This window comes from Streptomyces doebereineriae, assembly GCF_031845645.1.
GTDB classification, from domain to species: domain Bacteria; phylum Actinomycetota; class Actinomycetes; order Streptomycetales; family Streptomycetaceae; genus Streptomyces; species Streptomyces canus.
Genome location: NZ_JAVREZ010000001.1, coordinates 916,149 through 942,754, shown reverse-complemented (window position 1 = coordinate 942,754; position 26,606 = coordinate 916,149). Strand labels below are relative to the sequence as shown.

28 protein-coding genes and 3 pseudogenes are annotated in these 26,606 nt (G+C 68.9%); 13 read left to right on the top strand and 18 right to left on the bottom strand.

Annotated elements, in window-relative coordinates; genetic code table 11:
- Window positions 1–59: 59 nt before the first annotated feature.
- Window positions 60–848 (bottom strand): SDR family NAD(P)-dependent oxidoreductase, encoded by a 789-nt coding sequence (locus RNB18_RS04465; RefSeq protein ID WP_311712813.1) that lies wholly within the window; start codon window positions 846–848, stop codon window positions 60–62.
- A gap of 72 nt (window positions 849–920) precedes the next feature.
- Here RNB18_RS04465 and RNB18_RS04460 point away from each other — a divergent pair, with 72 nt between their 5' ends.
- Window positions 921–1,535 (top strand): TetR/AcrR family transcriptional regulator, encoded by a 615-nt coding sequence (locus RNB18_RS04460; RefSeq protein ID WP_311712812.1) that lies wholly within the window; start codon window positions 921–923, stop codon window positions 1,533–1,535.
- On the top strand, window positions 1,532–2,335 hold the full coding sequence (locus tag RNB18_RS04455; RefSeq protein ID WP_311712811.1) for a maleylpyruvate isomerase family mycothiol-dependent enzyme: 804 nt from the start codon (window positions 1,532–1,534) through the stop codon (window positions 2,333–2,335). The genes RNB18_RS04460 and RNB18_RS04455 overlap by 4 nt, the downstream gene beginning before the upstream one ends.
- A 464-nt stretch (window positions 2,336–2,799) precedes the next feature.
- Here RNB18_RS04455 and RNB18_RS04450 read toward each other — a convergent pair whose 3' ends face one another.
- Together RNB18_RS04450 and RNB18_RS04445 are read right to left on the bottom strand one after the other, a co-directional pair.
- Entirely contained in the window at window positions 2,800–3,126 is a 327-nt protein-coding gene (locus RNB18_RS04450; protein ID WP_311712810.1) for a hypothetical protein, read from the bottom strand.
- A gap of 169 nt (window positions 3,127–3,295) precedes the next feature.
- Window positions 3,296–5,362 carry a putative Ig domain-containing protein gene (locus tag RNB18_RS04445; protein ID WP_311712809.1) on the bottom strand — a complete coding sequence of 689 codons (2,067 nt, stop codon included), beginning with the start codon at window positions 5,360–5,362 and terminating at the stop codon, window positions 3,296–3,298.
- 539 nt (window positions 5,363–5,901) lie between these two features.
- On the opposite strand from RNB18_RS04445, the pseudogene RNB18_RS54065 reads away from it, so the two are divergent.
- Both RNB18_RS54065 and RNB18_RS04440 read left to right on the top strand, forming a co-directional pair.
- Window positions 5,902–6,001, top strand: a pseudogene (locus tag RNB18_RS54065) (phosphotransferase); the annotation flags it as partial.
- Between the two features lies 1 nt (window position 6,002).
- Window positions 6,003–6,634: pseudogene (locus RNB18_RS04440) on the top strand (transposase); the annotation flags it as partial.
- Here the strand turns inward: RNB18_RS04440 and RNB18_RS04435 are convergent.
- Complete coding sequence (locus tag RNB18_RS04435; RefSeq protein ID WP_311712808.1) at window positions 6,607–7,242, bottom strand: peroxiredoxin; 636 nt, start codon at window positions 7,240–7,242, stop codon at window positions 6,607–6,609. The pseudogene RNB18_RS04440 and the gene RNB18_RS04435 sit on opposite strands and share 28 nt — an antisense overlap.
- Window positions 7,243–7,790: 548 nt before the next feature.
- Window positions 7,791–8,345 carry a hypothetical protein gene (locus RNB18_RS04430; RefSeq protein WP_311712807.1) on the bottom strand — a complete coding sequence of 185 codons (555 nt, stop codon included), beginning with the start codon at window positions 8,343–8,345 and terminating at the stop codon, window positions 7,791–7,793.
- Between the two features lie 239 nt (window positions 8,346–8,584).
- On the opposite strand from RNB18_RS04430, the gene RNB18_RS04425 reads away from it, so the two are divergent.
- Together RNB18_RS04425 and RNB18_RS04420 are read left to right on the top strand one after the other, a co-directional pair.
- A complete protein-coding gene (locus tag RNB18_RS04425) occupies window positions 8,585–8,728 on the top strand; it encodes a TetR/AcrR family transcriptional regulator (RefSeq protein WP_311712806.1) in 144 nt (47 codons plus the stop codon).
- Window positions 8,729–8,772: 44 nt separating this feature from the next.
- Window positions 8,773–9,162 carry a TetR family transcriptional regulator C-terminal domain-containing protein gene (locus RNB18_RS04420; RefSeq protein ID WP_311713019.1) on the top strand — a complete coding sequence of 130 codons (390 nt, stop codon included), beginning with the start codon at window positions 8,773–8,775 and terminating at the stop codon, window positions 9,160–9,162.
- 104 nt (window positions 9,163–9,266) lie between these two features.
- On the opposite strand, the gene RNB18_RS04415 is transcribed toward RNB18_RS04420, so the two are convergent.
- Together RNB18_RS04415 and RNB18_RS04410 are read right to left on the bottom strand one after the other, a co-directional pair.
- Entirely contained in the window at window positions 9,267–9,581 is a 315-nt protein-coding gene (locus RNB18_RS04415) for a putative quinol monooxygenase (protein WP_311712805.1), read from the bottom strand.
- Between the two features lie 2 nt (window positions 9,582–9,583).
- Window positions 9,584–10,438: an alpha/beta fold hydrolase gene (locus RNB18_RS04410; RefSeq protein WP_311712804.1), complete on the bottom strand. Its 855-nt coding sequence runs from the start codon at window positions 10,436–10,438 to the stop codon at window positions 9,584–9,586.
- A gap of 127 nt (window positions 10,439–10,565) precedes the next feature.
- Here RNB18_RS04410 and RNB18_RS04405 point away from each other — a divergent pair, with 127 nt between their 5' ends.
- The gene (locus RNB18_RS04405) at window positions 10,566–11,051 is read left to right on the top strand and encodes a winged helix-turn-helix transcriptional regulator (protein WP_311712803.1); all 486 of its coding nucleotides are present in this window, start codon (window positions 10,566–10,568) and stop codon (window positions 11,049–11,051) included.
- A 90-nt stretch (window positions 11,052–11,141) separates the two neighbouring features.
- Here the strand turns inward: RNB18_RS04405 and RNB18_RS04400 are convergent, their stop codons facing one another.
- From RNB18_RS04400 to RNB18_RS04385, 4 genes are all read right to left on the bottom strand, one after another.
- Window positions 11,142–11,930, bottom strand: coding sequence for an enoyl-CoA hydratase/isomerase family protein (locus RNB18_RS04400; RefSeq protein WP_311712802.1), 789 nt, complete (start codon window positions 11,928–11,930; stop codon window positions 11,142–11,144).
- Window positions 11,931–12,012: 82 nt separating this feature from the next.
- Window positions 12,013–12,903 (bottom strand): alpha/beta hydrolase, encoded by an 891-nt coding sequence (locus tag RNB18_RS04395; protein ID WP_311712801.1) that lies wholly within the window; start codon window positions 12,901–12,903, stop codon window positions 12,013–12,015.
- A gap of 26 nt (window positions 12,904–12,929) precedes the next feature.
- Window positions 12,930–14,156, bottom strand: a complete 1,227-nt coding sequence (locus RNB18_RS04390) for an alpha/beta fold hydrolase (protein ID WP_311712800.1) — start codon at window positions 14,154–14,156, stop codon at window positions 12,930–12,932.
- Complete coding sequence (locus RNB18_RS04385) at window positions 14,153–14,881, bottom strand: flavin reductase family protein (protein ID WP_311712799.1); 729 nt, start codon at window positions 14,879–14,881, stop codon at window positions 14,153–14,155. Before RNB18_RS04385 ends, RNB18_RS04390 begins: the two co-directional genes overlap by 4 nt.
- Before the next feature lie 257 nt (window positions 14,882–15,138).
- Between RNB18_RS04385 and RNB18_RS04380 the strand changes: the two genes are divergently transcribed.
- The 4 genes from RNB18_RS04380 (at window position 15,139) to RNB18_RS04365 (ending at window position 18,965) form a co-directional block, all read left to right on the top strand.
- Complete coding sequence (locus RNB18_RS04380; protein WP_311712798.1) at window positions 15,139–15,756, top strand: TetR/AcrR family transcriptional regulator; 618 nt, start codon at window positions 15,139–15,141, stop codon at window positions 15,754–15,756.
- 150 nt (window positions 15,757–15,906) lie between these two features.
- Window positions 15,907–16,911, top strand: a complete 1,005-nt coding sequence (locus RNB18_RS04375; RefSeq protein ID WP_311712797.1) for a zinc-dependent alcohol dehydrogenase family protein — start codon at window positions 15,907–15,909, stop codon at window positions 16,909–16,911.
- Window positions 16,912–17,033: 122 nt separating this feature from the next.
- A complete protein-coding gene (locus tag RNB18_RS04370) occupies window positions 17,034–17,603 on the top strand; it encodes a TetR/AcrR family transcriptional regulator (RefSeq protein ID WP_311712796.1) in 570 nt (189 codons plus the stop codon).
- Window positions 17,604–17,705: 102 nt separating this feature from the next.
- Window positions 17,706–18,965 (top strand): MFS transporter, encoded by a 1,260-nt coding sequence (locus tag RNB18_RS04365; protein WP_311712795.1) that lies wholly within the window; start codon window positions 17,706–17,708, stop codon window positions 18,963–18,965.
- A 304-nt stretch (window positions 18,966–19,269) separates the two neighbouring features.
- Here the strand turns inward: RNB18_RS04365 and RNB18_RS04360 are convergent, their stop codons facing one another.
- On the bottom strand, window positions 19,270–20,118 hold the full coding sequence (locus tag RNB18_RS04360; protein WP_311712794.1) for an MBL fold metallo-hydrolase: 849 nt from the start codon (window positions 20,116–20,118) through the stop codon (window positions 19,270–19,272).
- 239 nt (window positions 20,119–20,357) lie between these two features.
- On the opposite strand from RNB18_RS04360, the gene RNB18_RS04355 reads away from it, so the two are divergent.
- The gene (locus tag RNB18_RS04355; protein WP_311712793.1) at window positions 20,358–20,963 is read left to right on the top strand and encodes a CGNR zinc finger domain-containing protein; all 606 of its coding nucleotides are present in this window, start codon (window positions 20,358–20,360) and stop codon (window positions 20,961–20,963) included.
- 55 nt (window positions 20,964–21,018) lie between these two features.
- Here RNB18_RS04355 and RNB18_RS04350 read toward each other — a convergent pair whose 3' ends face one another.
- Together RNB18_RS04350 and RNB18_RS04345 are read right to left on the bottom strand one after the other, a co-directional pair.
- The gene (locus tag RNB18_RS04350; protein WP_311713035.1) at window positions 21,019–21,141 is read right to left on the bottom strand and encodes a hypothetical protein; all 123 of its coding nucleotides are present in this window, start codon (window positions 21,139–21,141) and stop codon (window positions 21,019–21,021) included.
- Between the two features lie 201 nt (window positions 21,142–21,342).
- Window positions 21,343–21,640, bottom strand: a pseudogene (locus RNB18_RS04345) (aldo/keto reductase); the annotation flags it as partial.
- A gap of 369 nt (window positions 21,641–22,009) precedes the next feature.
- On the opposite strand from RNB18_RS04345, the gene RNB18_RS04340 reads away from it, so the two are divergent.
- Window positions 22,010–22,927 carry an NmrA family NAD(P)-binding protein gene (locus tag RNB18_RS04340; RefSeq protein ID WP_311712792.1) on the top strand — a complete coding sequence of 306 codons (918 nt, stop codon included), beginning with the start codon at window positions 22,010–22,012 and terminating at the stop codon, window positions 22,925–22,927.
- 628 nt (window positions 22,928–23,555) lie between these two features.
- Here RNB18_RS04340 and RNB18_RS04335 read toward each other — a convergent pair.
- From RNB18_RS04335 to RNB18_RS04320, 4 genes are all read right to left on the bottom strand, one after another.
- Window positions 23,556–23,723, bottom strand: a complete 168-nt coding sequence (locus RNB18_RS04335) for a hypothetical protein (protein ID WP_311712791.1) — start codon at window positions 23,721–23,723, stop codon at window positions 23,556–23,558.
- A gap of 4 nt (window positions 23,724–23,727) precedes the next feature.
- Window positions 23,728–24,195, bottom strand: a complete 468-nt coding sequence (locus tag RNB18_RS04330; protein WP_311712790.1) for an ATP-binding protein — start codon at window positions 24,193–24,195, stop codon at window positions 23,728–23,730.
- Between the two features lie 523 nt (window positions 24,196–24,718).
- A complete protein-coding gene (locus tag RNB18_RS04325; RefSeq protein ID WP_311712789.1) occupies window positions 24,719–25,537 on the bottom strand; it encodes a GNAT family N-acetyltransferase in 819 nt (272 codons plus the stop codon).
- Window positions 25,538–25,962: 425 nt separating this feature from the next.
- A complete protein-coding gene (locus RNB18_RS04320) occupies window positions 25,963–26,553 on the bottom strand; it encodes a TetR/AcrR family transcriptional regulator (protein WP_394817581.1) in 591 nt (196 codons plus the stop codon).
- Between the last annotated feature and the right edge of the window lie 53 nt (window positions 26,554–26,606).

Sequence of the window (26,606 nt, the reverse complement as noted above, 5' to 3'; positions counted from 1 at the left end):
GACGGAGGAGCAGTGCCGCCTGGGATGTGGAGCGGGTCGCCGAGAGCGGCGACCTCCGGTCAGGGGCGGGCCGTGCGGCCCATGAACCGGACGATCAGGCGGCGCGGGAGGATCTTGCCGGCGAGGGCGATCGGGCGGCCGTTGGTGATCACCGACGGGGGCGCGGAGCGGCGGTCGAGCGTGTCGAGGGCCGTCTTGACGACGTAGTCGGGGGTGACTCGCTTCGCGCCGTAGTCGGCCGTCTCGCTGCCGGCGGCGTCGTAGAACTCGGTCTTCGTGGCGCCGGGGCACACGGCGAGGACGCGTAGGCCGGTGCCACGGTTTTCTTCCCACAGCGATTCGGTGAAGCTGAGGACGAAGGCCTTGGTGGCGCCGTAGACGCTCAGGTACGGGGTCGGCTGGAAGCCCAGCAGGCTGGCGACGTTGATCAGGATGCCGGTGTCGGCGGAGTTCAGCGGGTCGATGTAGGCGCGGCTGAGGTCGACCAGCGCGCTGACGTTCAGCGCGATCATGCTCTGCAGGCGGTCCGGGTCCTCATCGGTGAGGGCGTTGTGGGTGCCGAAGCCGGCGTTGTTGACCAGTCCGGTGGCGTAGATGCCACGGGATTCGAGTTCGGCGCGCAGCGTGCGGCCGGCGTCGGGCTGCCCGAGGTCGCGGGCGACGACGGTCACGGTGACGCCGTGGGCGCGGGTGAGTTCGTCGGCCAGGTCCTTGAGCCGGTCCGCGCGGCGGGCGACGAGTACGAGATCCGCGCCGCGACGGGCCAGTTGGCGGGCGAATTCCGCGCCGAGCCCGGAGCTGGCTCCGGTGACGATGACGGTCTGGCGGCGATAGTCGATTTTGCTCATGCCTGCACTCTACGCACTTGCTTGCACTGAGTGCAAGTGGTTGCACCTAGCGAAGGGATGTACCATCGGTGCATGGCTCAGAAACCGACGCCCATCCGAGAACAGACCCGCTCGGTGGTTCGCGCGCTCCTCACCAAAACCGCGATCGAACTGTTCGCGACCAAGGGGTACGACGACACGACCCTCGATGAGATCGCCGCCGCGGCGGGTGTCTCCAAACGGACCCTGTTCAACTACTTCCGCAACAAGGAGGACCTCGCCCTCAACGGCCTGTCCGAGCAAGGGGAATTGATAGCAGCGCGGCTCGCCGAGCGCCCGGCCGACGAAGACCCGTGGACGTCGCTGCGTGCGGCGTTCCAGGTGCTCGAGGAGATGGACCTCACGGCCGAGCGCCGACTCGAGATGACCACGCTGCTGTTCGGCAACGAATCCCTGCGCGCCGGCCACGCCGAGAAGCAGGCCCGCTGGCAGGACCTGTTCGCACCGCTGATCGAGCCGCGACTGCCCGACTGTGACCACCGCACCCTGCAGGCGCGCGCGATCGCGGCCGCGGCGATCACCTGCCTCCAGGCAGCCACAGAAGAGTGGATGCGCCTGGGCGGACAGGCCGAGATCTTCGATCTCTACGACACGGCCGTACAGGCCATCCGCCGCCCCGCCTCACCACCAGAGAAGACAACGACATGAGCAAGCGCCTGCCCCCCGCCGACCTGCACAACATGGCCGCCGCCCTGCGCGCCGAACGCGCCGAGATGCTGAACTTCACCAGCAGCCTCACCGACGACGAATGGACCGCGCCAAGCGCCGCAGCCGGATGGCGCATCGCCGACGTCGTCGCCCACATCGGTGCGACGGCGCGGAGCCTGTACACACCCGCCGGGCTGCGCACGAGCTTCGCCGCCAGCCTCGAACAGGCGAACGAAGACCCCGTCGACCGACGGCGAGACTGGAGCCGTGCCAAGGTCATGGCCGAGTACCAGCGCGCCGGCCGGCGAGCCACCACGCTCCTCGACGTCGTCCGACGCACACCCGCCACGCGAGTACGGGCACAGTTGGCCGACCTCGGCCGCCACCCCCTGGGTCTGATGATCGGCGGCGCACTCGTCTTCGACCACCACACCCACCTGCGCCACGACATGGCCCCAGCGCTCGGCCGGCCCGTGCCGTCCACCGACGCGGACCGCATGCGCGCGGTCCTGACGTGGATGATTGCCGTACTGAGCAATCAGGTCGCGAAGGCGCCGGTCGCCGGGCTCGACGCCCGCGTCGCACTGACACTCACCGGCCCCGGCGGCGGGACCTGGTGGTTCGATGAGGCAGGCGGCCTGGCTCCGTCCGACGGCGCGGTCGCGGCGCACGTCACCGCCCCCGCGCTGACCTTCCCCGACTGGGGCACGCAGCGGTCGTCCTGGCGCGACAGCGACGTGACGGTCACCGGCGACACCGAACTCGCCGCCCGCTTCCTCGACACCGTCAACGTCATCTGATCGGGACACGGGAAGCCCTCCCCCAGGCAGCCCCGGACCGCTTGTCCGCCACTTTTGGTGGCGTCGAGTTCTGGCCGGGGTGCCTCGGCTTCGAGCACACTCCGGTTCGCTCCGGACATGGTGGCCGAGCTGGAAGTCGACACCGCGTGGCAGCACGGACGGCTTCGTCACGGCGCACGGCATCTCCGACCGAGGCCGGATCTACGGCCCGCAGACCTGGACCTGGACGCTGACCTGGTCGAACCCGGCCCGCAGCCCGGCCGCACAGGCCCGCGCCGCACGTGCCTGGTGGCGAGCGTCACACAGAGGGGCGAGCGCCTGGCGGTCTTCGGCGCCGGGCGCCGAGCAGCGGCTTTCGCATACACCGTGGAGTAGGCCGTGGTTCATCACGCAGCACGCTCGCCCTGTGGCCACCCGTGGTCGGCGCATCCTTGCGGCCTGTCCCCGCCTTCCCCGTCACCGTTTCAGGAACGCAGCCTGGGCGAGGCTGTTGAATCGAGGTCCTGCACGAAGGTCTGGATCAGGTGGGCGACTTGAACCCAAACAGGGCGCGAGGCATAGGTGGTGATTTCTCGTGACAGCCGGCTCAGGGCTTCGATGGTGTTCTGGTCGGCGGCTAGGGGCTGGTGGATGAGCCAGTAGGCGAGAGCCGGTGTGGCTGTCGTGGACAAAGCTCGGTGCAGTTCCTGCGCCTGGTGCTGACGTTGGCGGTTGGCTTGTTCGTTCAGCGCCGTGTATCTGGCGTTGGAGGCAGACGACCGCCTCGATATGTCCATGACCACGAAGCCCACGGGCATGGTTCCTAACACCGACGGTGTTCGCCGGCGCGCCCCCGATCGAGTGGTCGTCCGGATCGTCGCCGCCCGGTCCCCGTCGGGCTGGGCCATCAGCGCGATAAATAACGGGTGTCCCGCACGCGGACGGTCTCCGCGTGCGGGATCCGGTTCTCCCCTAGGAGGGTCAGCTGGTCGTAAGGGCGGTGTCGTCCACGACGAAGCTGGTCTGGAGGGAGGAGTCCTCCACTCCGTTGAACTTCAGGGTGACGGTGGAGCCGGCGTACGAGGACAGGTCGAAGGACTTCTGGGCGTACCCGGAGGCCTTATTGAGGTTGGAGTAGGTGGCCAGGGTCGTCGAGCCCGCGGTGACCGTCAGCTTGTCGTACGCGCTGCTGGTCGAGGTCTCCGCGGTGTCGATGTGCAGGTAGAAGGTGAAGGTGGCCTTGCAGCCGCTCGGCACGGTCACCGACTGGGAGAGCGTGTCGGTGTGCGCGGAGCCGTAGCCGTCCAGCCAGGCGTAGTAGGAACCGGCGTGTGCCGCCTCGCTGGTGGAGTTGGTGATGACCCCGCTGGAGGCGGTCCAGGTGGTGTTGCCCGACTCGAACCCGGCGTTGCCGAGCAGCTGGGTCGAGGTGCAGGTACCACTGCCGGAGCCGACGGTCCAGGTGAAGGACGTCGAGCCGGAGGCGCCGGTCGAGTCACTCGCGGTGACGGTGACCTGGTAGGTGCCCGCGGTGGACACCGTTCCCGTGATCTTGCCGGTCGAGCTGCTTATGGACAGGCCGGTCGGCAGCCCGCTGGCGCTGTAGGTGAGGGTCGCGCCCGCGCTGTCGCTCGCGCTGATCTGCAGGCTGGCCGAGCCGCCGGTCGTCGTCGACTGGCTGCCCGGGTTGGTGACGGTGACCGTGTTGCCGGAGGTGCTGCCGGAGGCGAAGGCGGTGGTGCCGTTGGGGGTGCCCCAGCCGGTCGGGCCGTCGTAGCCGGTGGTCGCGGTGCAGAAGTACGACGGGGAGCAGGAGCCGTTGTTGCCGCTGGTCACGTCGTACAGGTTGGAGGTGTGGGTGTACGGGTACTTCGCCGGGTAGTCGCTGGAGCCCGGGGTGCCTGCGAGGGCGTAGACGCCGGCGACGATCGGGGCGGAGGCGCTGGTGCCGCCGTAGACCGCCCAGCCGGAGCCGCCGTAGGTGTCGTACACGGCCACACCGGTCGCAGGGTCGGCGACCGCGGAGACGTCGGCTTCCATCCGCTTGGTGCACCCGGTGTCGGTCTGCCAGCTCGGCTTCGGGTCGTAGGCCGAGCAGCCGGAGCCGGCGCCCTCGGTGGAGCTGGTCTTCCAGACGGACTCGGTCCAGCCGCGGGAGTTGGTGGACGTGGACAGGGCGGTGCCGCCGACTGCGGTCACGTACTGGGAGGTCGCCGGGTACTCGGCACCGTAGGCGGAGTCACCGGAGGAGACGGTGATCGCGACACCCGGGTGCTTGAAGTACGAGGTGTCCTCGCTGGTCTGGGAGGAGGCCTCGTCGCCGCCCCAGCTGTTGGAGACGAACTTGGCGCCGAGCGAGACCGCCTCGTTCTCGGCGATGCCGAGGTCGCTGTCGTTGGCGGAGGTGGCCTCGACGAGGATGATGTTGCAGTTCGGGCAGACGGCGCTGACCATGTCGATGTCGAGGGCCTCCTCGCCGGCCCAGCCGCTGTCGTTGGTCGGCAGCGAGGTGGTCGAACCGGTCTGACTGACCTGCTTGAAGCAGCCGTTGGCCTTGGTGCAGGCGGACAGACCGTACGTGGAGCGGTAAGTGGCGAGGTCCGACTCGGCGTTGGGGTCGTTGTAGGCGTCGACCACGGCGACCGTCAGGCCGCTGCCGCCGGTGGTGGGCAGGTTGTAGGCGCTGTGCAGGTTGGCCGGGGAGAGGCCGGAGGGGGCCGCGGCGAGCGCCGAGGCGAGGCGCTGCTTGATGTCGGTGCGGCGCTGGGCGAAGCAGGACGCGTGGCCCGGCTCGGCGGTGGCGCACAGGTGAGTAGTGGGTACCTTCTGGCCCGCCTTGCCGGTGGAGTGGAAGGTCTGATGCGCGGGGTCGGTCAGCGCCTTGTTGTTCTGCGTGACCTTGGTGTTGTGCAGGTGGGCTGCGGCGGGCTGGGCGCCAACCGTCGGTGCCGCGACGAGTCCGGCGACGGTGAGGGCGAGGGCCGGGAGGGAGACGGCGAGGAGTCTTCGCAGACTCCGTCTCCGCTTGCTCAGACGTGACTCACGCATGGGGTTCTGCCTCCGTTGACGAGGGGATGCGCACTGGATTGGCAGGCCCGTGACGCGCGTAGCGGCGGCGAAACCGCGCAGCCATGAGCATGACACTCAACTGACCCGAAATGCCCAATGAACGTGACATGACAGGGTGCGAGAGGAACGTAAATCCGAGGCGGGCGAACCGGCAGTACCGCAAGGAATTCTTTGCTCCGCCATAGGATGAGATTGGCCACTTCATTGGAGGTGACAGGGGCGGGCTTGGCGCAGAGGAGAGAAAGACTGAAGCCGGACCGGCCCCGGGACTGCCCCTGCAGCGTTTGAGGCTGGTGATGCCACCCGGTCTTCTGCGGGGTGCCGGGGTTGGGTGCGGCTCTCAGGCTGAGAGGGCTCGGGTGTACTGCGGAGTTTGTGCCATGCCCCAAACCATCTGGAGCGGCGCCATCTCCTGATCCGCAGCTCTCTGAAACCGAATTGGTGGCGCCGGAGGAATCACAGCGAGATGTTCCGGAGAACGAAAGCCACTTCACCTGCCGCCGGCACTGTGACTTTGCATGACCGACACCGAGATCGAGATCACCCGCAGAGCTGGTGCGCGATCTGCTGCAGGAACAACATCCAGATCTTGCGGGGCTTGCCATCCGAGAGGTGGCCCAGCGAAGACGGCGCCGGCTGGCTCGCCTTCCCGCGTTCCCTGGTCGCGTGTGATCTGTCCGGCGCCCAGCTGGTCGTCTCCGACGCCCATGCCGGTCTGGTCAACGCGATCGGAGCAGTGCTGCCCGGCGCTTCGTGGCAACGCAGCCGCACTCACTACGCCCGCGCGTTGCTGAGCCAGGTGCCCAAGTCGGCCCAGCCGTGGGTGGCCACGCTCCTGCGCACCGTCTTCGAACAACCCGACACGACGGCTGTCCAGGCCCAGATGCGGCACGTCCTGGACGTGCCGGCGGCCAAGTTCCCCAAACCGCAGCCCACTTGGACACCGCCCAGCACGATCTCCTGGCGTTCACTGCGTTCCCGCGCGAGATCTGACGGCAGATCTGGTCCAACAACCCGCAGGAGCGGCTGAACAAGGAGATCGCGCGTCGCACCGACGTGGTCGGCATCGTCCCCGACCGCACCGCTTTGATCCGTCTGGTCGGCGCGGCACTGGCCGAGCAGAACGACGAATGGACCGAGACCCGCCGCTACATGGGACTCGACCTACTGGCCACGGCCCGCCTCCACCCGATCGGGGCCGGTGACCGGGCCGCGTCGGCCGGTCAGGTGCGGCCCGGCTGCGCGGTGTAGCGCAGGTAGGGCTTGACGGTGCGGTACCCGGGGAAGCGTTCGGCGGCGTCGGCGTCGCTGACGGCCGGCGTGATGATGACGTCCTCGCCGTCCTGCCAGTCCGCGGGCGTGGCGACCTTGTGCTCCGCCGTGAGCTGGAGGGAGTCGATGACGCGGAGGATCTCGGCGAAGTTCCGTCCCGTGCTGGCCGGGTACGTGAGCGTCAGCTTGATCCGCTTGTCCGGGCCGATGACGAACACTGACCGCACGGTGGCGGTCTCGGAGGCGTTGGGGTGGATCATCCCGTACAGCTCGGAGACCGTGCGGTCCACGTCCGCGATCATCGGGAAGTCGACGCTGTGGCCCTGGGTCTCGGCGATGTCCTCGGACCAGGTCCTGTGGTCTTCGGCGCTGTCGACGGAAACCGCCGCCACGCGTGTGTCGCGCCGCGCGAACTCGTCGGTGAGCGAGGCGACGGTGCCGAGTTCCGTCGTGCACACGGGGGTGAAGTCGGCGGGGTGCGAGAAGAGGACCCCCCAGCTGTCGCCCAGCCAGTCGTGGAAGCGGATCTCACCACTGGCGGTCGGGGCCGTGAAATCGGGGGCGGTGTCTCCCAGTTGCAGCGCCACTGTCATTTCCTTCCTCGATGACAACCAGGTCGATATAACCGTACCCATTACGGCTATTGCACACAAGGTCCGACTGCCGGACCGGCGACCGCCAGGCCCGGCACCCGCAGCTGCGTCACAGACGCGCCACGCCGTCCGCCCGCGCGGCGGCGGTGACGGTGGGGACGACTCGGGGGCGACTCGGGGGTCGAACGGGGAGGGGACGACCCGGTCGGCGGCGAGCTTCATTGCCTCGGCGATCGCGGAAGCCCGGACCTGGAGCGCGCCGGCGAAGACCCCGGGGAAGGCCAGTACGTTGACCCGGGACGCCTATGCCTCACACAGCTGTGGGTGAGATGCCGCCGGACCGACACCAGTTCGATACTCATACCGAGGGTGCTCGAACCTTACGGCCGCGAGCGATCGAGTCGGCCTGCCGGTGCTCGGCCTCCGCACCGTGCGGGGCATACGACCCTCCGCAGCGGGAGCGTTCTGCCTCTGCACGTGGAGCGTCATGTGCACAACGTCTCGAAGGGCCGGACGCCACCTGCGGACATCGGCTGGCGAGTTCAGCTGGAGGAGCGGGTCGCCTTGGCCGGAGCGGAGGAACTGTAGAAGACCGACCGGCCCTGCTTCGTCCGTCTGGCCCGGCCCTGCGCCACGAGCGCCTCCAGGGTGGAACGCACCACGGTGGCCTTGACTCGCCGGTCAGGGTGAGCCCCGGCGATGTCCGTGGAGACCTCGGCGGCCGAGCGGGGTTCGGACTGACCGGCCAGGTGGCGGTACACCAGGTCCACCAAGGTGAGCTTGGAGCTCTTGCGTGCCTGGTGCGTCTGTGGGGTTCCCGGCTTGCCCGAAGCATCAGCCTGCTCCCGGTGGGCCGTTTCCTCTGACGCCGCGGCCGGCGTGGAGGGCAGGGCCTGATCCGTACCCTGGCCGCCCAGCGCCTGCCTCACACCCAGCAGCACACCGCGATCTTGTTGCAGGGCATCCAAGCGCTGCTGCAGCGCCTCCATCTCCCGCCCGACGCGCTCCTGTTCCTCGGCATTGTGTGCCAGGTCCTGTTCCACCCGAGCGATGTACTGGGACACCAGGCCATCAGCCTGAGCGGCACCATCAGACATGTCCACTTGCCCTCTCATCCATCACGTCGCAGCGGCGGCTCGCCCCTTTCGGGCACACGGCACCATCCGCCGCCGCCCAACCCACTAACAGGGCCCCTTGATACAGCGTAGGTGGTGAGGGCAGCTGGCCTGGTCAGAACGGTTGTCAACGCCGGCGCGAGACCGGCGAACACTTACAAGCTCTGCGCTCGCCGCGTGCGGGCCGGGCCCGCCTCGCACGGCGTTGGGTAACCCATGACGTGCCCCGACCCGCCAACCCCCTGGTCCGCGAGAACCTCCTCAACGCGGGACTGGCCCTTTTCCACGCACAGGGATTCAACGCGGTGGGCATCAAGGAGAGGACGGACACGGCGGGCCTGCCCAAGGGGTCGTTCTACAGCTAGTACGACAGCAAGAACGCCTTCGCCTCCGCCGTCCTCGGCCGCTACTGGACCGGCATCGTCCACACTCACGGCGCCATACTGAGCGACGCGTCCCTCCCCCCGGCAGAACTCGTCCGATTCTCGAGGCCCTGACCCAGGACCACGCCCAGCAGGGGTTCGCGCTGGGCTGCCTGATCGGCGACCTCGCCCTCGACCTGTCCGCCGAACACGAAGAGGCGCGCAAGGAGTTGGCCTCCATCATGGCCCGATGGTCGGTCCTCGTCACGTCCTGCCTCACGGAAGCCAGGAACCAGGGCGGGCATGACCGAAACGCCCAGGCCGGCGAGCTGGCATCCACGGTCATCCAGGCGTGGGAGGGCGCAGCCATGCGCGGTCGCGTCGACCGCAGCCGGGCCCCCTACGACCGCTTCCTCACCTGTCCCTGCCGCGGCTGAAGCCGTGCGGCAGTCCGGGCCGGCTGGACAGCCGCAGGCCGGTGGACCGGATGGGCCCACCGGCCTGTGGTTCTCCCTGGCCGAGCCGGCCGCCGTCCGATCCCTTACTCGGCCGCCTGGCCGGGGAGCTTGGCGGCGAGCAGGTTCACCGGGGTGATCGTGGGGAAGGCGCTGAACAGCTCGTCGGCACGGGCCTCGATCTGCTCGCGCACCTTGCCCTGCAGGTGCACCTCGCGGTCGTCCTCGGTCTCGAAGGCGTCGAAGATGCGGAAGGAGCTGGGGCCGAGCGGGAAGGAGAACCAGGCCAGGGTGCCCGGCTCCGCGTCGACCAGTGTCTTGGCGTCGACGAGGAACTGAGCCACGTCGTCTTCCTTGCCCGGCTTGGCTTCGAACTCCACGAAGAATCCGTATGCAGGCATGGTCACTTCTCCTGTCGGTTGAGGAAGTCCAGCACCACACCGCCGAACTCCTCGGGGTGCTGGAAGAGGAAGGCATGGCCGGCGCCGCTGTAGAACACGGTTCTGGCGTTCGGAAGCTTCTGGGCCATGGCGAAGGAGTTGCCGGAGTCGACCATGACGTCGTGCGAGCCGTTGGCCACCAGAACCGGCAGCTTCAGCTCCGCAAGCCGCGACCAGGCCGAGCCCGTACCGCTGCTCCAGCGCTGGATGGCCTGGAGCTGGTTGGTCCACTGCTCGGGCGGGACGTCCGCCTTGGAGTGCTGAAGACGGGTTTCGAGACGGGCGAGCGACTCCTTGCCGAGCCGCACGCCCTCGTCGGCGAGCCCGAAGAAGAGGTAGAGGAAGGCCTCCTCCGAGGGCACCGGTGAGGTCATGTATTCCACGACGCGCTGCTCCAGCTCGGGGGTGCCGGGCACGCCGCCGGGACCGCTTCCGGCCACGATCAGCTTGCGGACCAGACCGGGGTGGTCGAGCGTCACCAGCTGCGCCACGAACCCGCCGACCGACCAGCCGAGCAGATCGACCTCGCCGAGGCCCAGAGCCGTCAGGAAGTCGAACGCCGACTCTGCCATGCCCTCCATGGTCGTCGGGACGTCGCCGGTGCTCTCGCTGACGCCGGCGTTGTCGAAGATGATGATCCGCCGGTCCTGGGCGAGGACTTCGAGGAAGGCGGGGTCCCAGTGGTCGAGGGTGCCGCGGAAGCGCTGCAGCAGGACCAGCGGGGGTACCGGGGCGTCCTTGCCGAAGTCCCGGTAGGCGTAACGGGCCAGACGGCCCTTCACGTGGCGGGTGTCCGCGGTGTCGGAGATGTAGGCCATGAAGGCCCTCCCTAGTGGGTTTCGTTTTGCTATCCACTTCAGTTAAGACCGGCCGACTCCTTTCGTCAAGCCGGTGACCTGCTGAGTAGCATTGGACAATCCACAAAGGTGCGGCTATCCTCGTCGCGTGAGAAGAGCCAGGACTCCAGACCCCCGCGTGTGTTCCATCGACGCGGCGATGCGCATCCTGGGCGAGAAGTGGGCCCTGCTGGCCCTGCGCGAGATCGCGTTCGGCGTCCGCCGCTTCGACGACATCGTCTTCAACACCGGTGCCGCCCGGAACATCCTCGCCAGTCGACTCAAGTCCCTCGAGGCCGCCGGGGTCATCACCAGACAGCAGTACGAGAGCAGCCCCGCCCGCTACGAGTACGGCCTCTCCGAGGCGGGTGACCAGCTGATCACGATCCTGCACACCATCCGCGACTGGGGTGACAGGTACGCCCGGACGGACCCCGAGAACATCGTCACCTTCCGCCACAGCTGCGGTGCCGTACTGCACCCGGAGACCCACTGTGCGGCGTGTGGCGAGGTTCTGGGTCCCTCGTCCGTCATCACGGCGGACCGCGATGTGCACCAGTCGGATCTCGCCGTGCCGGGCGCGGGCCAGGCCTGACCGCCGCCCCACCAGGCGGTCGGTCCCGGGGCGGTGGGACCTGCTGCCCGCCGCCCCGCCGTCCGCCGTTTCGTCCTCCCGGCGGCCGGGTCAGCGCCCGCTGAAGTCCAGCACCGGGCGCGGCTGCCCGGCCCTGAGGGCGTTCACGGCCGATGTCAGACCGGCCTGGGCATCCTCGGTCTCGAACAGGGGCAGGGCGATGTCGAACATCGCCTCGTCGGCCGCCGCGGTTCCGCCCACGCGCCAGGCCCGCAGCAGTGCTTTGTGCGCGGCGTAGGCCCGGGTGGGGCCGCTGGTGAGCCGGCGTGCGAACGCCGTCGCCTCCTTGTCCAGGGCGGAGTCGGCCAGGACCCGGTTCACCACGCCCGCCTCGGCCATGGACGTGGCGGAGATCTGCTCCGACGTCAGCGCCCACTCGGAGGCGCGTGCCTGTCCGGCCCGCTCGGCGGCCCGGTAGATCCCCCCGAGCAGGGTGACGAGTCCGAGCGACTGCTCGGGGTGGCCGAACCGCGCGCTCTGGGCGGCGAAGATGACATCAGCACGCAGCGCGAGTTCGAATCCGCCGCCGGCGCACAGGCCCTGCACGGCGGCGACGACGGGGATGGGCAGCCGTTCGAACTCGTTGAAGACGTTCATGTACCGCTCGAACAGGGTGCGCAGCTCGCGTACGTTCATGTCGGGCCAGTCCATGATGTCTCCGCCGAAGCTGAAGTCGGGTCCGTCGGCGCGCAGGAGGACGGCTCGGGCGTCACTGGACGCTATGGCGGCGAGCGCTTCGGCGAGTTCCTCCACGAGGGGCTTGTCCAGGCGGTTCTGGGGCGGGTTTTGCAGCACCACGGTCGCCAGACGGTCGTCGATCGTGTACGTGAGACGGGGCATGAGGTCCTTCTCGGGGAATGAGCCGGCTGTCGGCGGCCGGGCGTGCGGAGGGGATGCGGAAGCGGAATAACCGGCCGGTGTGTCAGCCCAGGTGGAGGGCGAACCAGTCGCGGGCGGCGGTGCTCGTCGTGGGGAATTGGGAGAGGTAGGACGCGAAGTGGCCGCCCTCGACGAGCTGAAGTCGCTTGGGTTCGAGGGCGCGCTCGTAGGCGGAGAGCATCAGATCCGTGAGGGTGATCGGATCGTTCTTCGCGACGATCAGCAGCAGTGGCGTCGGCGAGATCCGGGAGATCCATGCCCCGGGCTCGTACATGCGGGCCGCCGCGTTGGACCGGAGAGTGATCTTGTTCTCCCAGCCGTCCGGGGCCGTGCTCAGGTAGAAGTCGACGGCGTCGGGAGCCCGGTAGGAGGCCGGCACCGACGGGTCGGAGCTGACGATCGCCTGGGTGCGGGGCTCCTCGCCGCGGAACTGGGCGCGTTCGTCGGCGGCGAAGACCTCGTTCAGCTGCGCGACGGCGTCCGGAGCCACCCGGCGCAGCCCCTGCTGGTATCCGCTGATGGTGGGCACCTGAGCGACCACGCAGCGCAGGCGCCGGTCGGTGGCGCCCAGGACCAGGGCGTGACCGCCGGAGTAACTGGTGCCCCACACGCCGATGCGCTGCGGGTCGACCTCCGGGCGGCTCTCCAGGTAGGAGATGGCCCGGCGCCAGTCCTTGATCTGCTGCCAGGGGTCGATGTCGTGGCGCGGGGTGCCGTCGCTGGCGCCGAAGTTGCGGTGGTCGTGGACCAGGACGGCGAAACCGGCCTGCGCGAACACCTCGGCGAACTGCGCCAGGCGCTGTTCCTTGACGCCGGCGAAGCCGTGCGCCATCGTGATCGCCGGATGAGGGCCCGGTGAGTCGGGCAGGTAGATCCATCCGCGCAGGGTCAGTCCGGGCTCTGCCTCGAACTCCACGTCTTCGCGTGTGGCCATGGGCGTACTTTCCGTTCCGAGGGTCGTCAGTGGGGGTTGTAGAAGTGGCCGGGGTCGACGGTGCCGGCGAGGCGCTCGCCCAGTTCGGCGGAGAACCTCAAGGCCGCCTCCAGGGGCCGGTGGTGGATGGCCACGTGGGCGATGCGGTCCGCGTCGTCCTTGGTGAGGACCGTGACGCCGAGGATCTCGTGACCGCCGAAGGCGGTCGCCTCCCACTCCAGGTAGGTGCGCGGGCCCTCGGTGGTCTCCCGGACGAACTCCAGGGACTCGTAGATCCGGCTCGCCGCGCTCATCGTGGCCTTGACCTGGTCGCGTCCATGGACGGGGATGGCCAGCACGCTCGCCTCCAGGACGATGTCCTCGGCGAACGCGGCGGCGAAGGCGGCGTCGGTCTTGCTGGCGAAGGCGTCCCGCCAGCCCCGGCCGGGCGCCTGCGGCGTACTGCCGGCCGCTGCGGGAAGGCCGGTGACGAATGCCTCGATCCGCGCGGCGACCTCCGCGGGCGCCTCCACATGGGCCCAGTGACCCGCGCCCTGGACCGCGAAGGACTCCGGTGTCCGGAACCGGGACAGCACGTGGGCTTTCACCAGCGCGTCGGTGACGAAGCCGTCGGCGGCGCCACGGCCCACCAGGACCGGTCCCTGATACTCACTCGGCGTCTGCCCGCGCGGGTCCCCGTCGTTCCAGCAGCCGACCAGATCACGGACCACGGATTCGGGGATCCGGGTGCCGGTCACGACCAGCCGGTCGAGTTCCGCCTCCGGCAGAGCGACGGACAGCTGCCGGCGCACCGCCCGCTGGCTGTCGGCGTCGCCGCCCAGTGAGCGGAACTGCTCGGCCGCCTCGACGGGTAGGCCGACACCGGCCAGGGGTACGGGCGAGAGCAGCACCAGGCCGAGCGCACGGGAGGCGTGGCCTGCCGCGACCAGTTCGGCGACGAGGGTTCCCATGCTCTGGCCCACGAGGACGAACGGCTTGTCCAGTGCCTCCACGACGGCGCCGACGTCGTTCGCGAAGCGGGTCAGGTGGAACGGTCCGCCGGACTCGGTGCGGTCGCCGCTGCCGGCCAGGTCGAGCTGGACGTATTCGAAGCCCGGGACGGTCAGGGCGTCGATCACCCCGTCCCAGACGTACTGGTCGTCCAGGAAGCCGTGGACGAACACGAGAGCCGTGTCTCCGGTGCCTCGCCGTCTGAACCGGATGTCGGTGTCCGCCACCCGCTCCGTTCTCGTCAAACCAGCTGTCTGGGTCATGACTTGGGCCCTTCGGTGATGGTGGAGCCGGACGCAGACCACGCGTCGGTGTCGATGGGCGACCAGTCCGAGGCGTGTTCGTCGAGACGGTGCATGCGTGTCTGCGCATGCCGGGCGACGAGGTCGTCGTCGAGCGGTGTGGTGAAGACTGTGTTCACCAACGTGTACTCCGCCGCCAGGCGGCCGACGGAAGGAATGGCGGCCGTGTCGATGCGCCCGCCCGGCAGGTAGAGGTCGTCCCTGACGTAGAAGCGCACCACTTCGCCCCAGACCACATGGTCGAGGCTGCCCTCGATGGGCAGGATGCGCCGCAGCCGGCATTCGAAGGCGATGGGCGTGTCCTTCACCCGGCGCGGACGTACCACCTGCGAGGCCTCGGTCTCCAGCTCCAGCGCGCTGAACTCGTCGACGTCGCTCTCGAACTCGAAGGCCGAGCGGTGCAGGTGGCCGGCTAGGGGAAGCGTCGCCGTGTTGACCACGAACTCACCCGTGTCGCGGATGTTGATGAACGTGTCCTTGAGTGTGACGCCGTCCGCCCGGGGCTGCAGGGAGATCGACAGCATGGGCGGCTTGCGGCCCACAGCCGTGAAGAAGGACACCGGTGCGAGGTTTCCCACGCCGTCGACGGACTCCGTGCTCACCCAGGCGATCGCGCGAGGAATGATCCCCCCGATGAGGAGTTTGTAGGCCGACTTGGCGTCCAGATCTGCGGCATCGACGAACATCTGTGCACCTTTCACGCTGATTCCCGCCCGGTCCTGACTGCCGGGCGGAATCTCCGGGGTGTACGTGGTCCGCGTCCTCGGCCTGCGCGCTGCGGCAGCCGTAGCGTCTGCCGACGCCGCCGCGGGGGGGACCGACGGGGAACGTCGCCGTCACCCACAGAGTGAAATAACTGTATGGGCTATGCCTATTTCGCGCAAGGCTGGGCGCCGGATACGGCGGCCGTAGGATCGAAGGCCGACGGGAAGGGGTGGGCACCATGGGCCGGGCATCACGCGCACAGGCGGCCGAGCACCGGGAGCAGATCGTCGCCACCGCTTCGAGGATGTTCCGGGAACAGGGCTTCGAGGTCAGCCTCGCGGCGCTGACCGGCGCGGTGGGCCTGACGCCCGGCGGTTTCTACCGGCAGTTCCCTTCCAAGGACGCCCTTCGAGGTGAGGCCACGGAGCACGCCTTCGAGCAGCTGCGGACACTCCTGGCCGGGTTCGAGGCGGCGGGCGGCGGCGACCGTACCGCGGCCCGTGAGGCGCTGATCGACCACTACCTCTCGCCAGAGCACCGCGACGGCGCGGCAACCGGGTGCCCCGCCTCCGCCCTCAGCACGGACGTCGCCCGACAGCCGCCGGGCTCACCGGCCAAGGAGGGGTACGTCCGCGGAGTCCGCGAGCTGGCCGGCTGGCTCACCGGTACGGCGCCTGACACGGCGGCACACCCGCGCGCGGACGAGCCCGACGATTCGCCGGTGTCCGACGATGCCCTCACGACGCTCTGCACCATGGTCGGAGCGCTGGTACTGGCCCGCGCGACGGCCGGATCCCCCCTGTCGGAGCGCCTGTTGGCCGCGGCCCGCACGGCAGTCGCGACGCCGGACCGCTGACGCTTCCACCGACCGCACGGCAGTTCGCCCCCCTCCGGACCCTCGCATTCAAAATAGATTTTGTATGTAATCTATTTTTCTCGGCCGTCGGGGCGTGCCAATGCCATGCGTTCCGGCGACCCACCCGTCGTCATGTGAAGGAGAAGCGCCATGAAGGCCGTCATCGTCAGGCATCCCGGGGAAATGGACGTCCTGGAGGTCACCGACCTCCCGGATCCGGGCCGCCCCGGACCAGGTGAGGTGCGGGTACGCGTCCACGCGAGCGCCCTGAACTATCACGACACCATCGTCATGGGCAGCACGGACACTCCGGTCGGCCATGTCCCCCTCGCGGACGGAGCGGGAGTGGTCGAGGCCGTGGGTGAAGGAGTCACCGAACTGGCCGTCGGCGACGCGGTCTTCGCGCGCTTCTTCCCCGGATGGCGGGCGGGCAGGGCGGTGATCGACCACTTCGGCACCACTCCCGGCATAGGTGTGCCGGGCTACGCGCGTGAGATCGTCGTCGCGCCCGCCGCCCAGTTCGAGCGAGCCCCGCACGGCTACTCCCACGCCGAAGCCGCCACCCTGACCGTGGCCGGTCTCACGGCATGGACTGCCCTGCACGAGAACGGCGGTATCAGGCCCGGCGACACGGTCGTGCTACAGGGCACCGGCGGTGTCTCCGTCTTCGCCCTGCAGCTCGCGAAGCTCTCCGGTGCCACTGCGATCGTCACGTCCTCCTCCGACGAGAAGCTCGACCGCGCAAAGGCGCTCGGAGCAGACCACGTCGTCAACTACCGGTCCCAGCCCGAGTGGGGGGGCCGGGTCCGCGAACTGACGGACGACAACGGTGCGGATCTCATACTGGACGTGGGCGGTCCGTCGACCCTGCCCCAGTCCATCCAGGCGGTCCGCGTCGGCGGCCGCATCAGCGTGATCGGCGTCCTGACCGGGCTGTCCGGGGACATCCCGACCGGCGCCATCAACATGAAGCAGATCCGGCTGAACGGCGTCCTCGTCGGCAACCACGAGCAGCAGCGCGACCTGGTCCGCGCGGTAGAGGACTCCGGACTGCGGCCCGTGATCGACCGGACCTTCCCCTTGGAAGACCTGAGCGAAGCGCTGCGCTACTTCGCCTCCGGTGCACACCTGGGCAAGGTCGCCATCGAGTGGTGACCGCGGTGCGGCGGGAGTGGCTCCACGCCTGCCGGGCCGGTGGCGAAGTGTGGCGTCCGTCTCCCCGCAACATATTGCACCGACCGGTCTCATTACCTACTGTTCTCGTCAGGAGGGCCCTCATGGCACGGACCAAGAGCTTCGAACCGGCTTACGCACTGCGGAAGGCGCTGTTCGAGTTCTGGCGGAACGGTTACGAGCGCACCTCCACCGACGTCCTCATGGCTGCCATGGGAATCGGCAAGCGCAGCCTGTACGACACCTTCGGCAGCAAGCACGACCTCTACCTGCGCACGCTCACGACCTACATCGAGCACGCGGAGGAGTCCCACGCACAGGCGGTCGAGGCCGCACCGGGCAAAGGACTCGTCGGCGTACGCGCGCTGCTGCGGTCGCACGTGGCCCTGCCCGGCTGTCCTGCGGGCTGCTTCGCGGTGAACGCGGCGACGGAGCGGCCGGACGACCCGGACGTTCACGCCGCCGTCTGCGGATACTTCACTCGTTCCGCCGAGCGGATCGCCTGGCTCCTGCGCCAGGAGGAGCGGTGGGCGACCGTCCGGCCGCAGCAGCTCGACCGGGCCGCACAGGCGGTCCACAACGGCTGGCTCGGCCTGCGCGTGCAGGCACGTCTGGGGGCGTCGGAGCCGGAGCTCGACGCGGCCGCGGACGATCTGCTGTCGTCCGTGCGCTGACTCTCCGCTTTCTACCAGTCCTGTCCGTCCCGTCTTTCGCACACCCTAATTCCGCACCGATCGGTCTCAAAAGATCGTTTCCCCGAGAAAGGCAACACCGTCATGTCCTCACCGCCCTCCGCCACCCACGCCCGTCCGCGCTCCAGGCATCCGCTGGTACCGGTGGTGGCCATCGCCCTGGGCTCCTTCGCCGTGGTCGTCTCGGAGTTCGTTCCGGTCGGCGCGCTGCCCCAGATCAGCGAGGGACTGGGGGTCACCGAAGGCACCGCCGGCCTGCTCGTGACCCTGCCCGCCCTCTCCGGCGCCCTCGCCGCACCCGCCGCGACCGTCCTCATGCGACGCCTCGACCGGCGACTGGCCATCATCGGGCTCACGGCACTGATCGCCGTGTCGTGCGTCCTGTCCGCCGCGACGACCGGCTTCACGATGATGCTCGTCTCCCGGCTGATCCTCGGCATCAGCATCGGGGGCGTCTGGGCCACTTCCGTCTCCGCCGCGGCCCGGCTCGTCCCCGCACGGATCGTGCACACCGCGTCGTCGGTCGTCTTCGGCGCCATCGCGGTGGGATCCGTGGTCAGTGTGCCCAGCAGCAGCCTCATCGCCACCCACACCAGCTGGCGGACGACGTTTCTCGCGGCCGCCGCGGTCGCGGTCATCGCCGCCCTCGTCCAGGCGCTGGCGATCCCGAAGATACCGACCGCGGACCGCGTGACGATGGCGCATTTCCGTCCGCTGCTGCGCTCGGTGCCCGCGAACGTCATCCTCGCCGTCGTCTTCCTCGTCGTGTTCGCACAGTTCAGCGCCTACACCTTCGTCGTGCCCTACCTCCACGACGTCACCGGCCTCGCCGCCGGACTGGCCAGCGGTCTGCTGCTGGGGTACGGCGCGCTGACCATCGTCGGCAACTTCGGCGGCGGCGCTCTCCTGGGGCGCAGCATCCGTGGCACCGTGATCGCCACTCTCGTCTTCGGCGCCGGCGGCCTCCTGGCACTGAGCGCGGGCGGCACGGTGACGGCTTCCGTCTGCGTGGGGCTCGCCCTGTGGGGGCTGGCGTGGGGCAACGCGCCGGTGGCCCTGCAGCACTGGCTCTACACCTACGGGCAGGACAGGTTCTCCACCGAGGCCGTCAACGCGACGTTCACGGCCGTGGTGCAGGTGGCCGTCGCGAGCGGTTCGCTGCTGAGCGGCGTCGCGGTCAACGCCGTCGGCGTCCGCAGTTCCGCGGCGCTGGGAACCGTCGCGAGCGCGGTCGCCTGCGTCCTCGCTCTCGGATTCATGGCCCTGTCCGCGCGTCGCGCGACGGCGCAGGAGACGCTCGTCGCGGTCAGCCCCGAAGAGGTCCGGGCCGTCGCCCTGGACTGACGAGTACCGCCGGCTGACGGCGTCCTCTCCCCCGGCCGGCATCTGGCACCACCGCGCCATGAGCCCATCCAGCACCACGGCGTGGGGGGAGCTAACCGCCCCGGGGGTTCGCTCCGCCCACGCTGTCGCAGGAGCTCCTGACGGCATCGTCTCCGCGCAGCGGTACGGCCCTTGTGCCGTCCACTGGTGTGCACGGCGCGGACGCGCCGAAGGCCCGGCCCGCGGTGGGCCGGGCTCTTCAGGAACCCCTCAGCACTGCCGGAGCAGTCCCCGGCGTTCAGTGCTCCTCACGCGCATTCGCCGGTCATCCCAGAGCGACCCGCGCCGACCCCCACAGCGCCCCGCGGTTGATCCGGTCGGGGTGGATCTTGAGCATCGCCTCGTAGAGCTCCAGGGCTGAGGTCGCGTCCTGCTCCAGGCGCGCGAAGTCATGTATGTAGGCCCGCGTTTCCTCGATGGCGGCCGCCGTGTCCGGCGCCTGAGGGTCCTTGTGGCCGGCCACGACCAGCCGTGGTGTGAGGGTTTCGATGCGGTCGAGCGCCGCGAGCCACTCCTGCCTGCCCTTCTGGGAAGACTCGGCGAGGTACAGGTGGACGTTGTTGTACACGGCGTCCCCGGCCACCACCAGCTGCAGGGAAGGCACGTGCAGACACGTGGTGTCGTCGGTGTCCGTGTGCCCGAGCGGGATGGCTTCGAGCCGGTGCCCCTCGAGCTCGATGAACGGCTCGTCCATGGGCTGTGCCGGCACGAGGTCCTCGGGGATCTGGCCGGGGAAACGGGCGTTCCAGAAGGACTTCACGAAGTCCGGGCTCGATTGCGCCTGCATGCGTTCCACCACATGCGGAAGGGCCAGCGCACGGGCCTTCGGGAAGTCCCGAAGGATCTTCGCGAGTCCGAACCAGTGGTCACCGTGAGCGTGAGTGATGTACACCGCCGTGAGGCGCTTGCCCCGGGCGGCCACCCACTCGCTCAGCGCATCGGCCTGGGCGACCGTCATGAGCGGGTCGACGAGGACGGCGTCCCTCTCCCCCTGGATGAGGGTCGAGGAGATCGGCGACCACATCCGGCGGTCCAGGTCGGGCGGCAGATCCGTGACCGTCGTGGGGATTCCCGGGGCGACGAAGACCTCGTACGTGAGTTGACTCTGTGGCATGAGAGCTCCCTTGTTCGGTCAGGGCTGGGAAGGAGGTCAGGCGGCGAAGAGCGCCAGATGATCAAACGAGAACGTTATAGGCAAAACGCTTTTGCTTATTACTTTTTACTGGTGTGCATGCCTCCACGCAAGGCCGGCCACATCGCCCCACCGGGCCCACCGACGCGATGAGGTAATATGTGATAGCTCTACGCCTATTTCCGCCCGTTGGTTCAGTCGCTGCTGGAGTCGTTTTCCTCATGACATGGCCCGCCACCGACCGATACGACACCGAGCCCGCCCCCGACGGGCTGGCCCTGGTCCAGGACCTGCTCAACACCCTGTCGGCCGGCAAACCCCGGGAGACAGATCTCCTGCTCGACCGGGACGATGCCCAGGCCTGGCTGAATGCCATCTGGCGCGACCGCAACCCGGCGCAGGACCAGCCGCCGATCCAACTCGACGGCGACGATGTGCAGCACCTGCGCGCCTTCCGCGACGGACTGCGCGACCAGCTCATCAAGGCCGAGGAAGAGCCGGCCGGCGAGCGCGGTGCACTCCCGCACGTGCCGTTCGACGCGGCCCTGCGGCTCGACCCTGACGGCACCGTCCACGTGGAACCGGCCGGCAGCGGCTGGCGAGGCATGGTGTCACTGATCCTGATCGAGATGCTCCACGCCCAACGGGCCGACACCTGGCGGCGGCTGAAGGTCTGCCGCAGCGAGCGGTGCCGAGTGACGTTCTTCGACCGGTCACGGAACAACAGCGGCGTCTGGCACGACGTACGCAAGTGCGGTCACCCCGCCAACCTGCGCGCCTACCGCGCCCGCCAGCGCACCCAGGAGCCGTCGGGTATCCGGCACTGAGACGGAGCCCCTCCGCCACCGGAGACGCGGGATCGGCGGGTCGCCTCGTGAAGGCTCAGAACGGAGTGCCGGCCTGCCCGGGCTGGAGCACACTGCCGAAGACCATGCGGAAGAACGCGGTGAGCGCCTCGCCCGAGCGACCGCAACGGGCGGCGGTGACAGCGCCCTCCCAGGGCACAGGATGAAGAGAGCGGTCCGCCCGGGATCGAACCCCGCGCTCACCGATTCGCTGCTGACCGCTTCGGCGAGGACCCCGGTCACTGCCGCTCGCATCGTCCCAGGCAGTGTTCGACGCCGTTGCGCAGCACCTCACCGTGGTCTGCCATCTCACTCCCGAAGTTGCCGAAGAGGCAGCCGCGAGTGAAGTGATGTTCCAGCGGCCCGATCGGCTCAGGCCGGCCTTGGTCGCGATGACCAGACGCTCGGGGTGGGGGTGAAGTGCCGTGCGGATCAACTGCTCACTGGCACACGGGCCACAGGAGTCCGCGGTGTCGATGAAGTTGACACCCAGACCGACCGCTCGACGCAACGCACGGACGGCTTCCTGGGGGTCCGAGCCCCCACACCCCGGGTCCGGTCAACTGCATGGCGCCGAAGCCGAGCCGGTTGACAGGGAGATCCCTTCCGAGCCGCAGGACCCCTGCGGCGTCAGCGGGGCGCGAATCCGCGAATATCATGATCGATTTTCCCTTTCGGACGAGCCGTCCGCACGGGCGGGTGCGACCTCCTGCGGACAGGCCGGACCCGCGCGTTTGTCGCCGTCGCTTCCCGAGACACCTTAGCCCACCTGACTATGGTTTTACCCAGCCAGGCTCGCCATGTACATTGCTGACTACAGGAAAGGGAAGTTAGGTGAAGGGCAAGGACAGCGACGTCTTCGCGTCCAACTGCGCCGGACACCAGAAGCCGCAGCCGCATCCCCCGCCCGCCCGCTGATCCCCGAGGTCTCGCCTCAGGCTCTCGGCGGCGCCCCGCCTCCCGATCCGCCACTTTCGCATTCCCGCGCGCGATCGCGAGAGCCAATGACCCTCAGAAGGGACATCGCTATGACCACCAAGGACGACCGACTCTTCCTCATCACCGGGGCCACCGGTACGACCGGAGCCGAAACCGTGCGGCTGCTGCTGGAAAGGGGGCACCGTGTGCGCGCCCTCGTACATCGAGAGGATGACCGCTCGCGCATGCTCGCGGCCGCGGGCGCCGAGATCGTCATAGGTGATCTGCTCGACTTCCACGATGTGAGCGCAGCGATGCGCGGGGTCGGCGGAGCCTACTTCTGCTACCCGATCGCCGCCGGGCTGCTGGACGCCACCGTCGTCTTCGCCCAGGCCGCCACCGAGGCCGGCGTCACGTCCGTGGTCAACATGTCCCAGATCTCTGCCCGCCGCGAAGCCGCCAGCAACGCGGCACGCCAGCACTGGCTGGCAGAGCGCCTGCTCGACCGCACCCCGCTGCTCACCACGCACCTGCGGCCGACCCTTTTCGCCGAGTGGATCAGCTGGTGGTGGGGACGGCAGGACGACGAGGGCGTGCTGAGGCTTCCGCTCGGCGCCGGCCGGCACGCCCCCGTCGCCGGCGTGGACCAGGCGTATGTCATCGCCGCCGTCCTCGAGAACCCCGCGCCGCATGACCGGCAGGCGTACCCCCTGCACGGGCCGGTGGAGATGGACCACCACGAGATCGCCGGGGCGATGTCCCGCGCTCTGGGCATCCCGGTCACCTACGAGCCCACCGAGGTGGAGGAGTTCGCGGAGGGCCTGACCTCCCTGGGCAAGCGGGCTCACCTGATCCAGCACCTGAGCAACATCGCGATCGACTACCGCAACGGGATCTTCCAAGGCACGAACAACCTCATCGAGGTCATCGGCAACCGCACTCCCCTGACCGTCGAGGAGTTCGTCACCAGCCGCAAGGACGCCTTCGCGCAGAGCGGCTCGCACTTCGTTCCCGCCAAGAAGAACTGAACCGGCCGCCTTTTCGGGCCTGGCCTTCAGGACTTCTTCCAGGCCTGAAAGGGGCCAGTCGGGAACCGGTCCGGGATCGGAGGCCTTCGACGAATGTGCCTTCCGGCCCCGGCGACCGGTGTGCCGAAATGCCGTGACGCGGAAGAAGGGACAGGTTGCACGAAGCCCAGCGCATGCGCGGTGTTTCAGCCGTGCGCCGGCCCAGGCACTGCACTTGCTGTCGCGAGTGGTGCGACCTGGCCAAGAGCGCCGCGAGACCGGCCCACTACCAACGGATGACGGCCCGCCAAAAGCCTGCCGGCGAAGGGCAGGCCGCACCGAAGGGGTTCCGGGCGGCGAAGGAGCCGGGGGCCGTCAAGCGGCACCAGAAGGTGGCGGCGGCGCCAGTACACCACCCGCAAGTGGGCCAAGCACACACAGGCCACGCTCCTGGTCCTTCGAACAGACGGGGCATCCAGTGGTGTCCCGCGCCCCTGCGGCCGCAGGCCGCTCCGCGCGCCGCAACCGTACGGCCTTGCCTACGGCTTCTGGCCGTCGGATGGTACGAAGTAGCGGCATGGCAGGACCAGTTGGCAGTATGAAAGGGTGCCGCCCACGGGCCCTTCCCCTCCCTCAGGCAGGAAAACAGTCACATCAGGTGGTCTTCGACGGCCTCATGCAGGAGCAGTGCGGCGTCGGACACGGCCCGCAGTTGCGCGACGTCCAGTTCCGCGATGAGCTCAGATGCGGCGTGTACGTCGTGGGCCAGCCGGTGGAGCAGCTCCGCGACTGCTTGCGCGTCGGTCCAGTCGGGCATCCGATTACCTTCCAGGGTTCTCATCGGTGCCGCTGCCATCCGTCTCGATACCCACGGTGGCCACCACACTGGTGCCATCGCCACTCCGCCGTATGCGGACCGTGTCGGCGTACGCCTCGACCAATTGCAGTCCACGGCCGCTCACGGCCTCTTCGGCGGGGCCCGCGTCGCCGGCCGGCCTTTTCCAGGCGCCGTTGTCGCAGACCTCCACTCCCAGCGTCCGGTCGTGGGCGAACAGATGCACGCTCACCTGCGGGCTTCCGCTGTGCTGGCAGGCGTTCGTCACAAGCTCGGTGACGATGAGCGCGAGGGCTTCCGTCGCCGTCCGCTCTCCGGGGTGCCAGGCGTGCACCGTTCTTCTGGTGAACGCACGCAGAGCCGGCACCGCGGCATCGGTGGCAGCCATCACGCAGATGGCTGACGGCGAGCCCGTGTCAGCAGAGGGCCGCGCAAGCAGACGGCTGGTACTCATGAGGTCCCATCTCCTCGGGACTAGGTTCGACGGATTCCTGGCAGTGGCCGAGACGATGGGCACCGCGGACCCACGCCCATCAGCAACTGGGCGGTGGGACGCCGTCGGCGATCGGTCCCCGGCCGGCCCGGGGGGTGGCCGGCCGGGGACGATGGTGAGGCACGCGGAGAGCAGCACCCTTGTGTGGGCGGTCAGACCTCGACGGCCTGTTCTCCGGGCCTGAGTGAAGTCAATCACGGTTCGGTTTGACTTTCAAACCATATATGTGGGGATGGGTCGTCGTTTCTGAGTGATCTGAGCATGAACGCTGCTGAGACCTCACGGTCAGCCCCGAATGCTCCAGTGACTGTGGCCATTTCCCTGGCCGCCAGGGCGGCCAGTTCCTCGATGCCGTCGGCGGAGGGAAGGGCAGCCACGTTGAGCACGCCGTTCGGCCCGGCCACAGGGGCCCCGGTGCAGGCCAGTACGGATCCCCCGTCCCCAAGTCGCCAGTGGCCACCGGGCGTGGCAGCAGCCAGCCCGGTCACAGCCTCGGCCCAACTGAGCGCGGCGCGTTCGGCGTCCTCGCCGGCTCCGCATTCCGTGCGGCGAAGAGCCGGTAGCGGGAGACCTCCGCGAAACCCATCCGTTCGTAGACCCGCAGGCCCAGACTGCTGGCCTGCAACGTGCCGATACTCAGCCCCTGCTCGTGTCCCGCCTGCAGAGCGGCCGCCGTGAGCTGCATCCCTATCCCCCGGCCACGGTGTTCCTTGAGCGTGCTGACCACGTAGACACCGGCCACGCCCTGGCTGCTGTAGAGCGCCGCGGTGCCGACGATCCGGCCGTCGAGCCGGGCGGCGAACCGGGTCAGCCTGCCAGGACTCTCGGGCCGCGCCGCCTCGATCCGCAGTATCTTCGCGGTCAGGTCGGTGTCCATGCCGAACGCCCAGGTCCAGCAGCGCACCCATTCCGCCAACTCGGCTGCGTCCTCGACAACGTTGACCTCCAGGCTGGGCGTGGGGGACGGTCGGCGGACGCGGTCCAGGCGGATCGCCATGACCGGCATCGAGCCGACGTGCGAGAACCGGTGGGACTCCAGATCCCCGACGACGCCCGGTCGGCTGTCAGGTCCGACCCACCAGAGCCACGGCAGACCAGAGAAGGCCGTTTCCGCCTCTTCCAGGGCACTTTTGAAACTGCCGCCGGAAAAGGTGACGACGCCGTTCAACTGGGCGTCGGCGACGCCGCTTCGGTACATGAAGAGGCCGCTGCGCCGTCTTCCTTCAGCTCCATAACCGAGCCAGAACTCACGTGCGTTGGCAAGCTGCTGGGCAATGACTTTGGGATGCGTCAGTTCATCCATGACATCTCTCCGCACCGGATCGATTCGATTACTTCTCTGCTTGCGGCAGCGGGTGAGGAACAGCGAGAACGGCCTCACGGAACGAGTCGGGCCCGTCAGACCAGTGGCTGCGGGACGCCGGCAGCGATCAACTTCGCGGGCACCCTGTGCTCAATGGAGCCGCGTCCCGTGCCCGGGCGCGGCTCCGCCGCCTGCACCGCTGGAGCGGTGTGGCATTTGTCGCTGGCAGAATGCGGGGCTTGTTTCTCTGTGGCAACTGGCTGACGGTCAGCCCGCCAATTCCTGAAGGTCTGTGTGCGTACGCGCATTTGTGCTCGCGGGGCGCACCGTCAGAGCTGGCCGGGACAGGCCAGGAGTCGATGCGTCGGCGGGTGGGGTCGCTCAACGGCAGGCCGAGGCACCGCCGCCGGCCTTGTACGAGCCCGTCAGGCGGGGATCAGCGAGCGGGCGGCCCGGCTGAACGAGGCCACGGCCGTGTCGCTGTCGCCGAGATAGCCGGCCACCATGGCTCCGTCGCGGAGGGCCACCAGCACATCCGCCGTGTGATCCGGTTCCGGGTGGCCCCTGGTTCGCAGTGCTTCCGCGATGGCGCCGTGGAACCAGGTCCGGTGCGTCAGCACGGCCTGGTGCACCGGGCTCCGCTTGTCCGGGTATTCCGCTGCGGCGTTGATGAAGGGGCAGCCGCGGAACCCAGGAGCGCAGATTTCCTGGCCGATGCCGTCGACCAGCAGACCCATCGCGTCCGCGTGAGCACCGGCGTGTGTCATACCGTTCTGCACCCTGTCCCGGATGCGCTGGTCCTCGGCCTGCAGATAGGAGCAGACCAGGTCCTCCTTGCTGGGGAAGTGGCGGTAGAAGGTGGCCCGCGTCACCTGTGCCTCTTCGATGACCCGGTCGACTCCCACGGCCCGGATGCCCTCGGCGTAGAACAGCCGGGCGGCCGTGGAGAGCAGGCGGTCGCGCGCTGCGGACCGCTGGGGGGTTTTCTGGTGATCGCGTTCGGCTGGCACGCTCATATCGTATGGGCCCTCCTTCAGTCGCGGGCGACCGCCAGGTCACCGGCGGCGAT

Excerpts from the sequence above, each read along its gene's own strand:
- RNB18_RS04465 (WP_311712813.1), bottom strand. The coding sequence starts at position 848 with ATGAGCAAAATCGACTATCGCCGCCAGACCGTCATCGTCACCGGAGCC.
- RNB18_RS04460 (WP_311712812.1), top strand. The coding sequence starts at position 921 with ATGGCTCAGAAACCGACGCCCATCCGAGAACAGACCCGCTCGGTGGTT.
- RNB18_RS04455 (WP_311712811.1), top strand. The coding sequence starts at position 1,532 with ATGAGCAAGCGCCTGCCCCCCGCCGACCTGCACAACATGGCCGCCGCC.
- RNB18_RS04445 (WP_311712809.1), bottom strand. The coding sequence starts at position 5,362 with ATGCGTGAGTCACGTCTGAGCAAGCGGAGACGGAGTCTGCGAAGACTC.
- RNB18_RS04430 (WP_311712807.1), bottom strand. The coding sequence starts at position 8,345 with ATGTCTGATGGTGCCGCTCAGGCTGATGGCCTGGTGTCCCAGTACATC.
- RNB18_RS04415 (WP_311712805.1), bottom strand. The coding sequence starts at position 9,581 with ATGCCTGCATACGGATTCTTCGTGGAGTTCGAAGCCAAGCCGGGCAAG.
- RNB18_RS04410 (WP_311712804.1), bottom strand. The coding sequence starts at position 10,438 with ATGGCCTACATCTCCGACACCGCGGACACCCGCCACGTGAAGGGCCGT.
- RNB18_RS04400 (WP_311712802.1), bottom strand. The coding sequence starts at position 11,930 with ATGCCCCGTCTCACGTACACGATCGACGACCGTCTGGCGACCGTGGTG.
- RNB18_RS04395 (WP_311712801.1), bottom strand. The coding sequence starts at position 12,903 with ATGGCCACACGCGAAGACGTGGAGTTCGAGGCAGAGCCCGGACTGACC.
- RNB18_RS04390 (WP_311712800.1), bottom strand. The coding sequence starts at position 14,156 with ATGACCCAGACAGCTGGTTTGACGAGAACGGAGCGGGTGGCGGACACC.
- RNB18_RS04385 (WP_311712799.1), bottom strand. The coding sequence starts at position 14,881 with ATGTTCGTCGATGCCGCAGATCTGGACGCCAAGTCGGCCTACAAACTC.
- RNB18_RS04380 (WP_311712798.1), top strand. The coding sequence starts at position 15,139 with ATGGGCCGGGCATCACGCGCACAGGCGGCCGAGCACCGGGAGCAGATC.
- RNB18_RS04375 (WP_311712797.1), top strand. The coding sequence starts at position 15,907 with ATGAAGGCCGTCATCGTCAGGCATCCCGGGGAAATGGACGTCCTGGAG.
- RNB18_RS04370 (WP_311712796.1), top strand. The coding sequence starts at position 17,034 with ATGGCACGGACCAAGAGCTTCGAACCGGCTTACGCACTGCGGAAGGCG.
- RNB18_RS04365 (WP_311712795.1), top strand. The coding sequence starts at position 17,706 with ATGTCCTCACCGCCCTCCGCCACCCACGCCCGTCCGCGCTCCAGGCAT.
- RNB18_RS04360 (WP_311712794.1), bottom strand. The coding sequence starts at position 20,118 with ATGCCACAGAGTCAACTCACGTACGAGGTCTTCGTCGCCCCGGGAATC.
- RNB18_RS04355 (WP_311712793.1), top strand. The coding sequence starts at position 20,358 with ATGACATGGCCCGCCACCGACCGATACGACACCGAGCCCGCCCCCGAC.
- RNB18_RS04340 (WP_311712792.1), top strand. The coding sequence starts at position 22,010 with ATGACCACCAAGGACGACCGACTCTTCCTCATCACCGGGGCCACCGGT.
- RNB18_RS04335 (WP_311712791.1), bottom strand. The coding sequence starts at position 23,723 with ATGCCCGACTGGACCGACGCGCAAGCAGTCGCGGAGCTGCTCCACCGG.
- RNB18_RS04330 (WP_311712790.1), bottom strand. The coding sequence starts at position 24,195 with ATGAGTACCAGCCGTCTGCTTGCGCGGCCCTCTGCTGACACGGGCTCG.
- RNB18_RS04325 (WP_311712789.1), bottom strand. The coding sequence starts at position 25,537 with ATGGATGAACTGACGCATCCCAAAGTCATTGCCCAGCAGCTTGCCAAC.
- RNB18_RS04320 (WP_394817581.1), bottom strand. The coding sequence starts at position 26,553 with ATGAGCGTGCCAGCCGAACGCGATCACCAGAAAACCCCCCAGCGGTCC.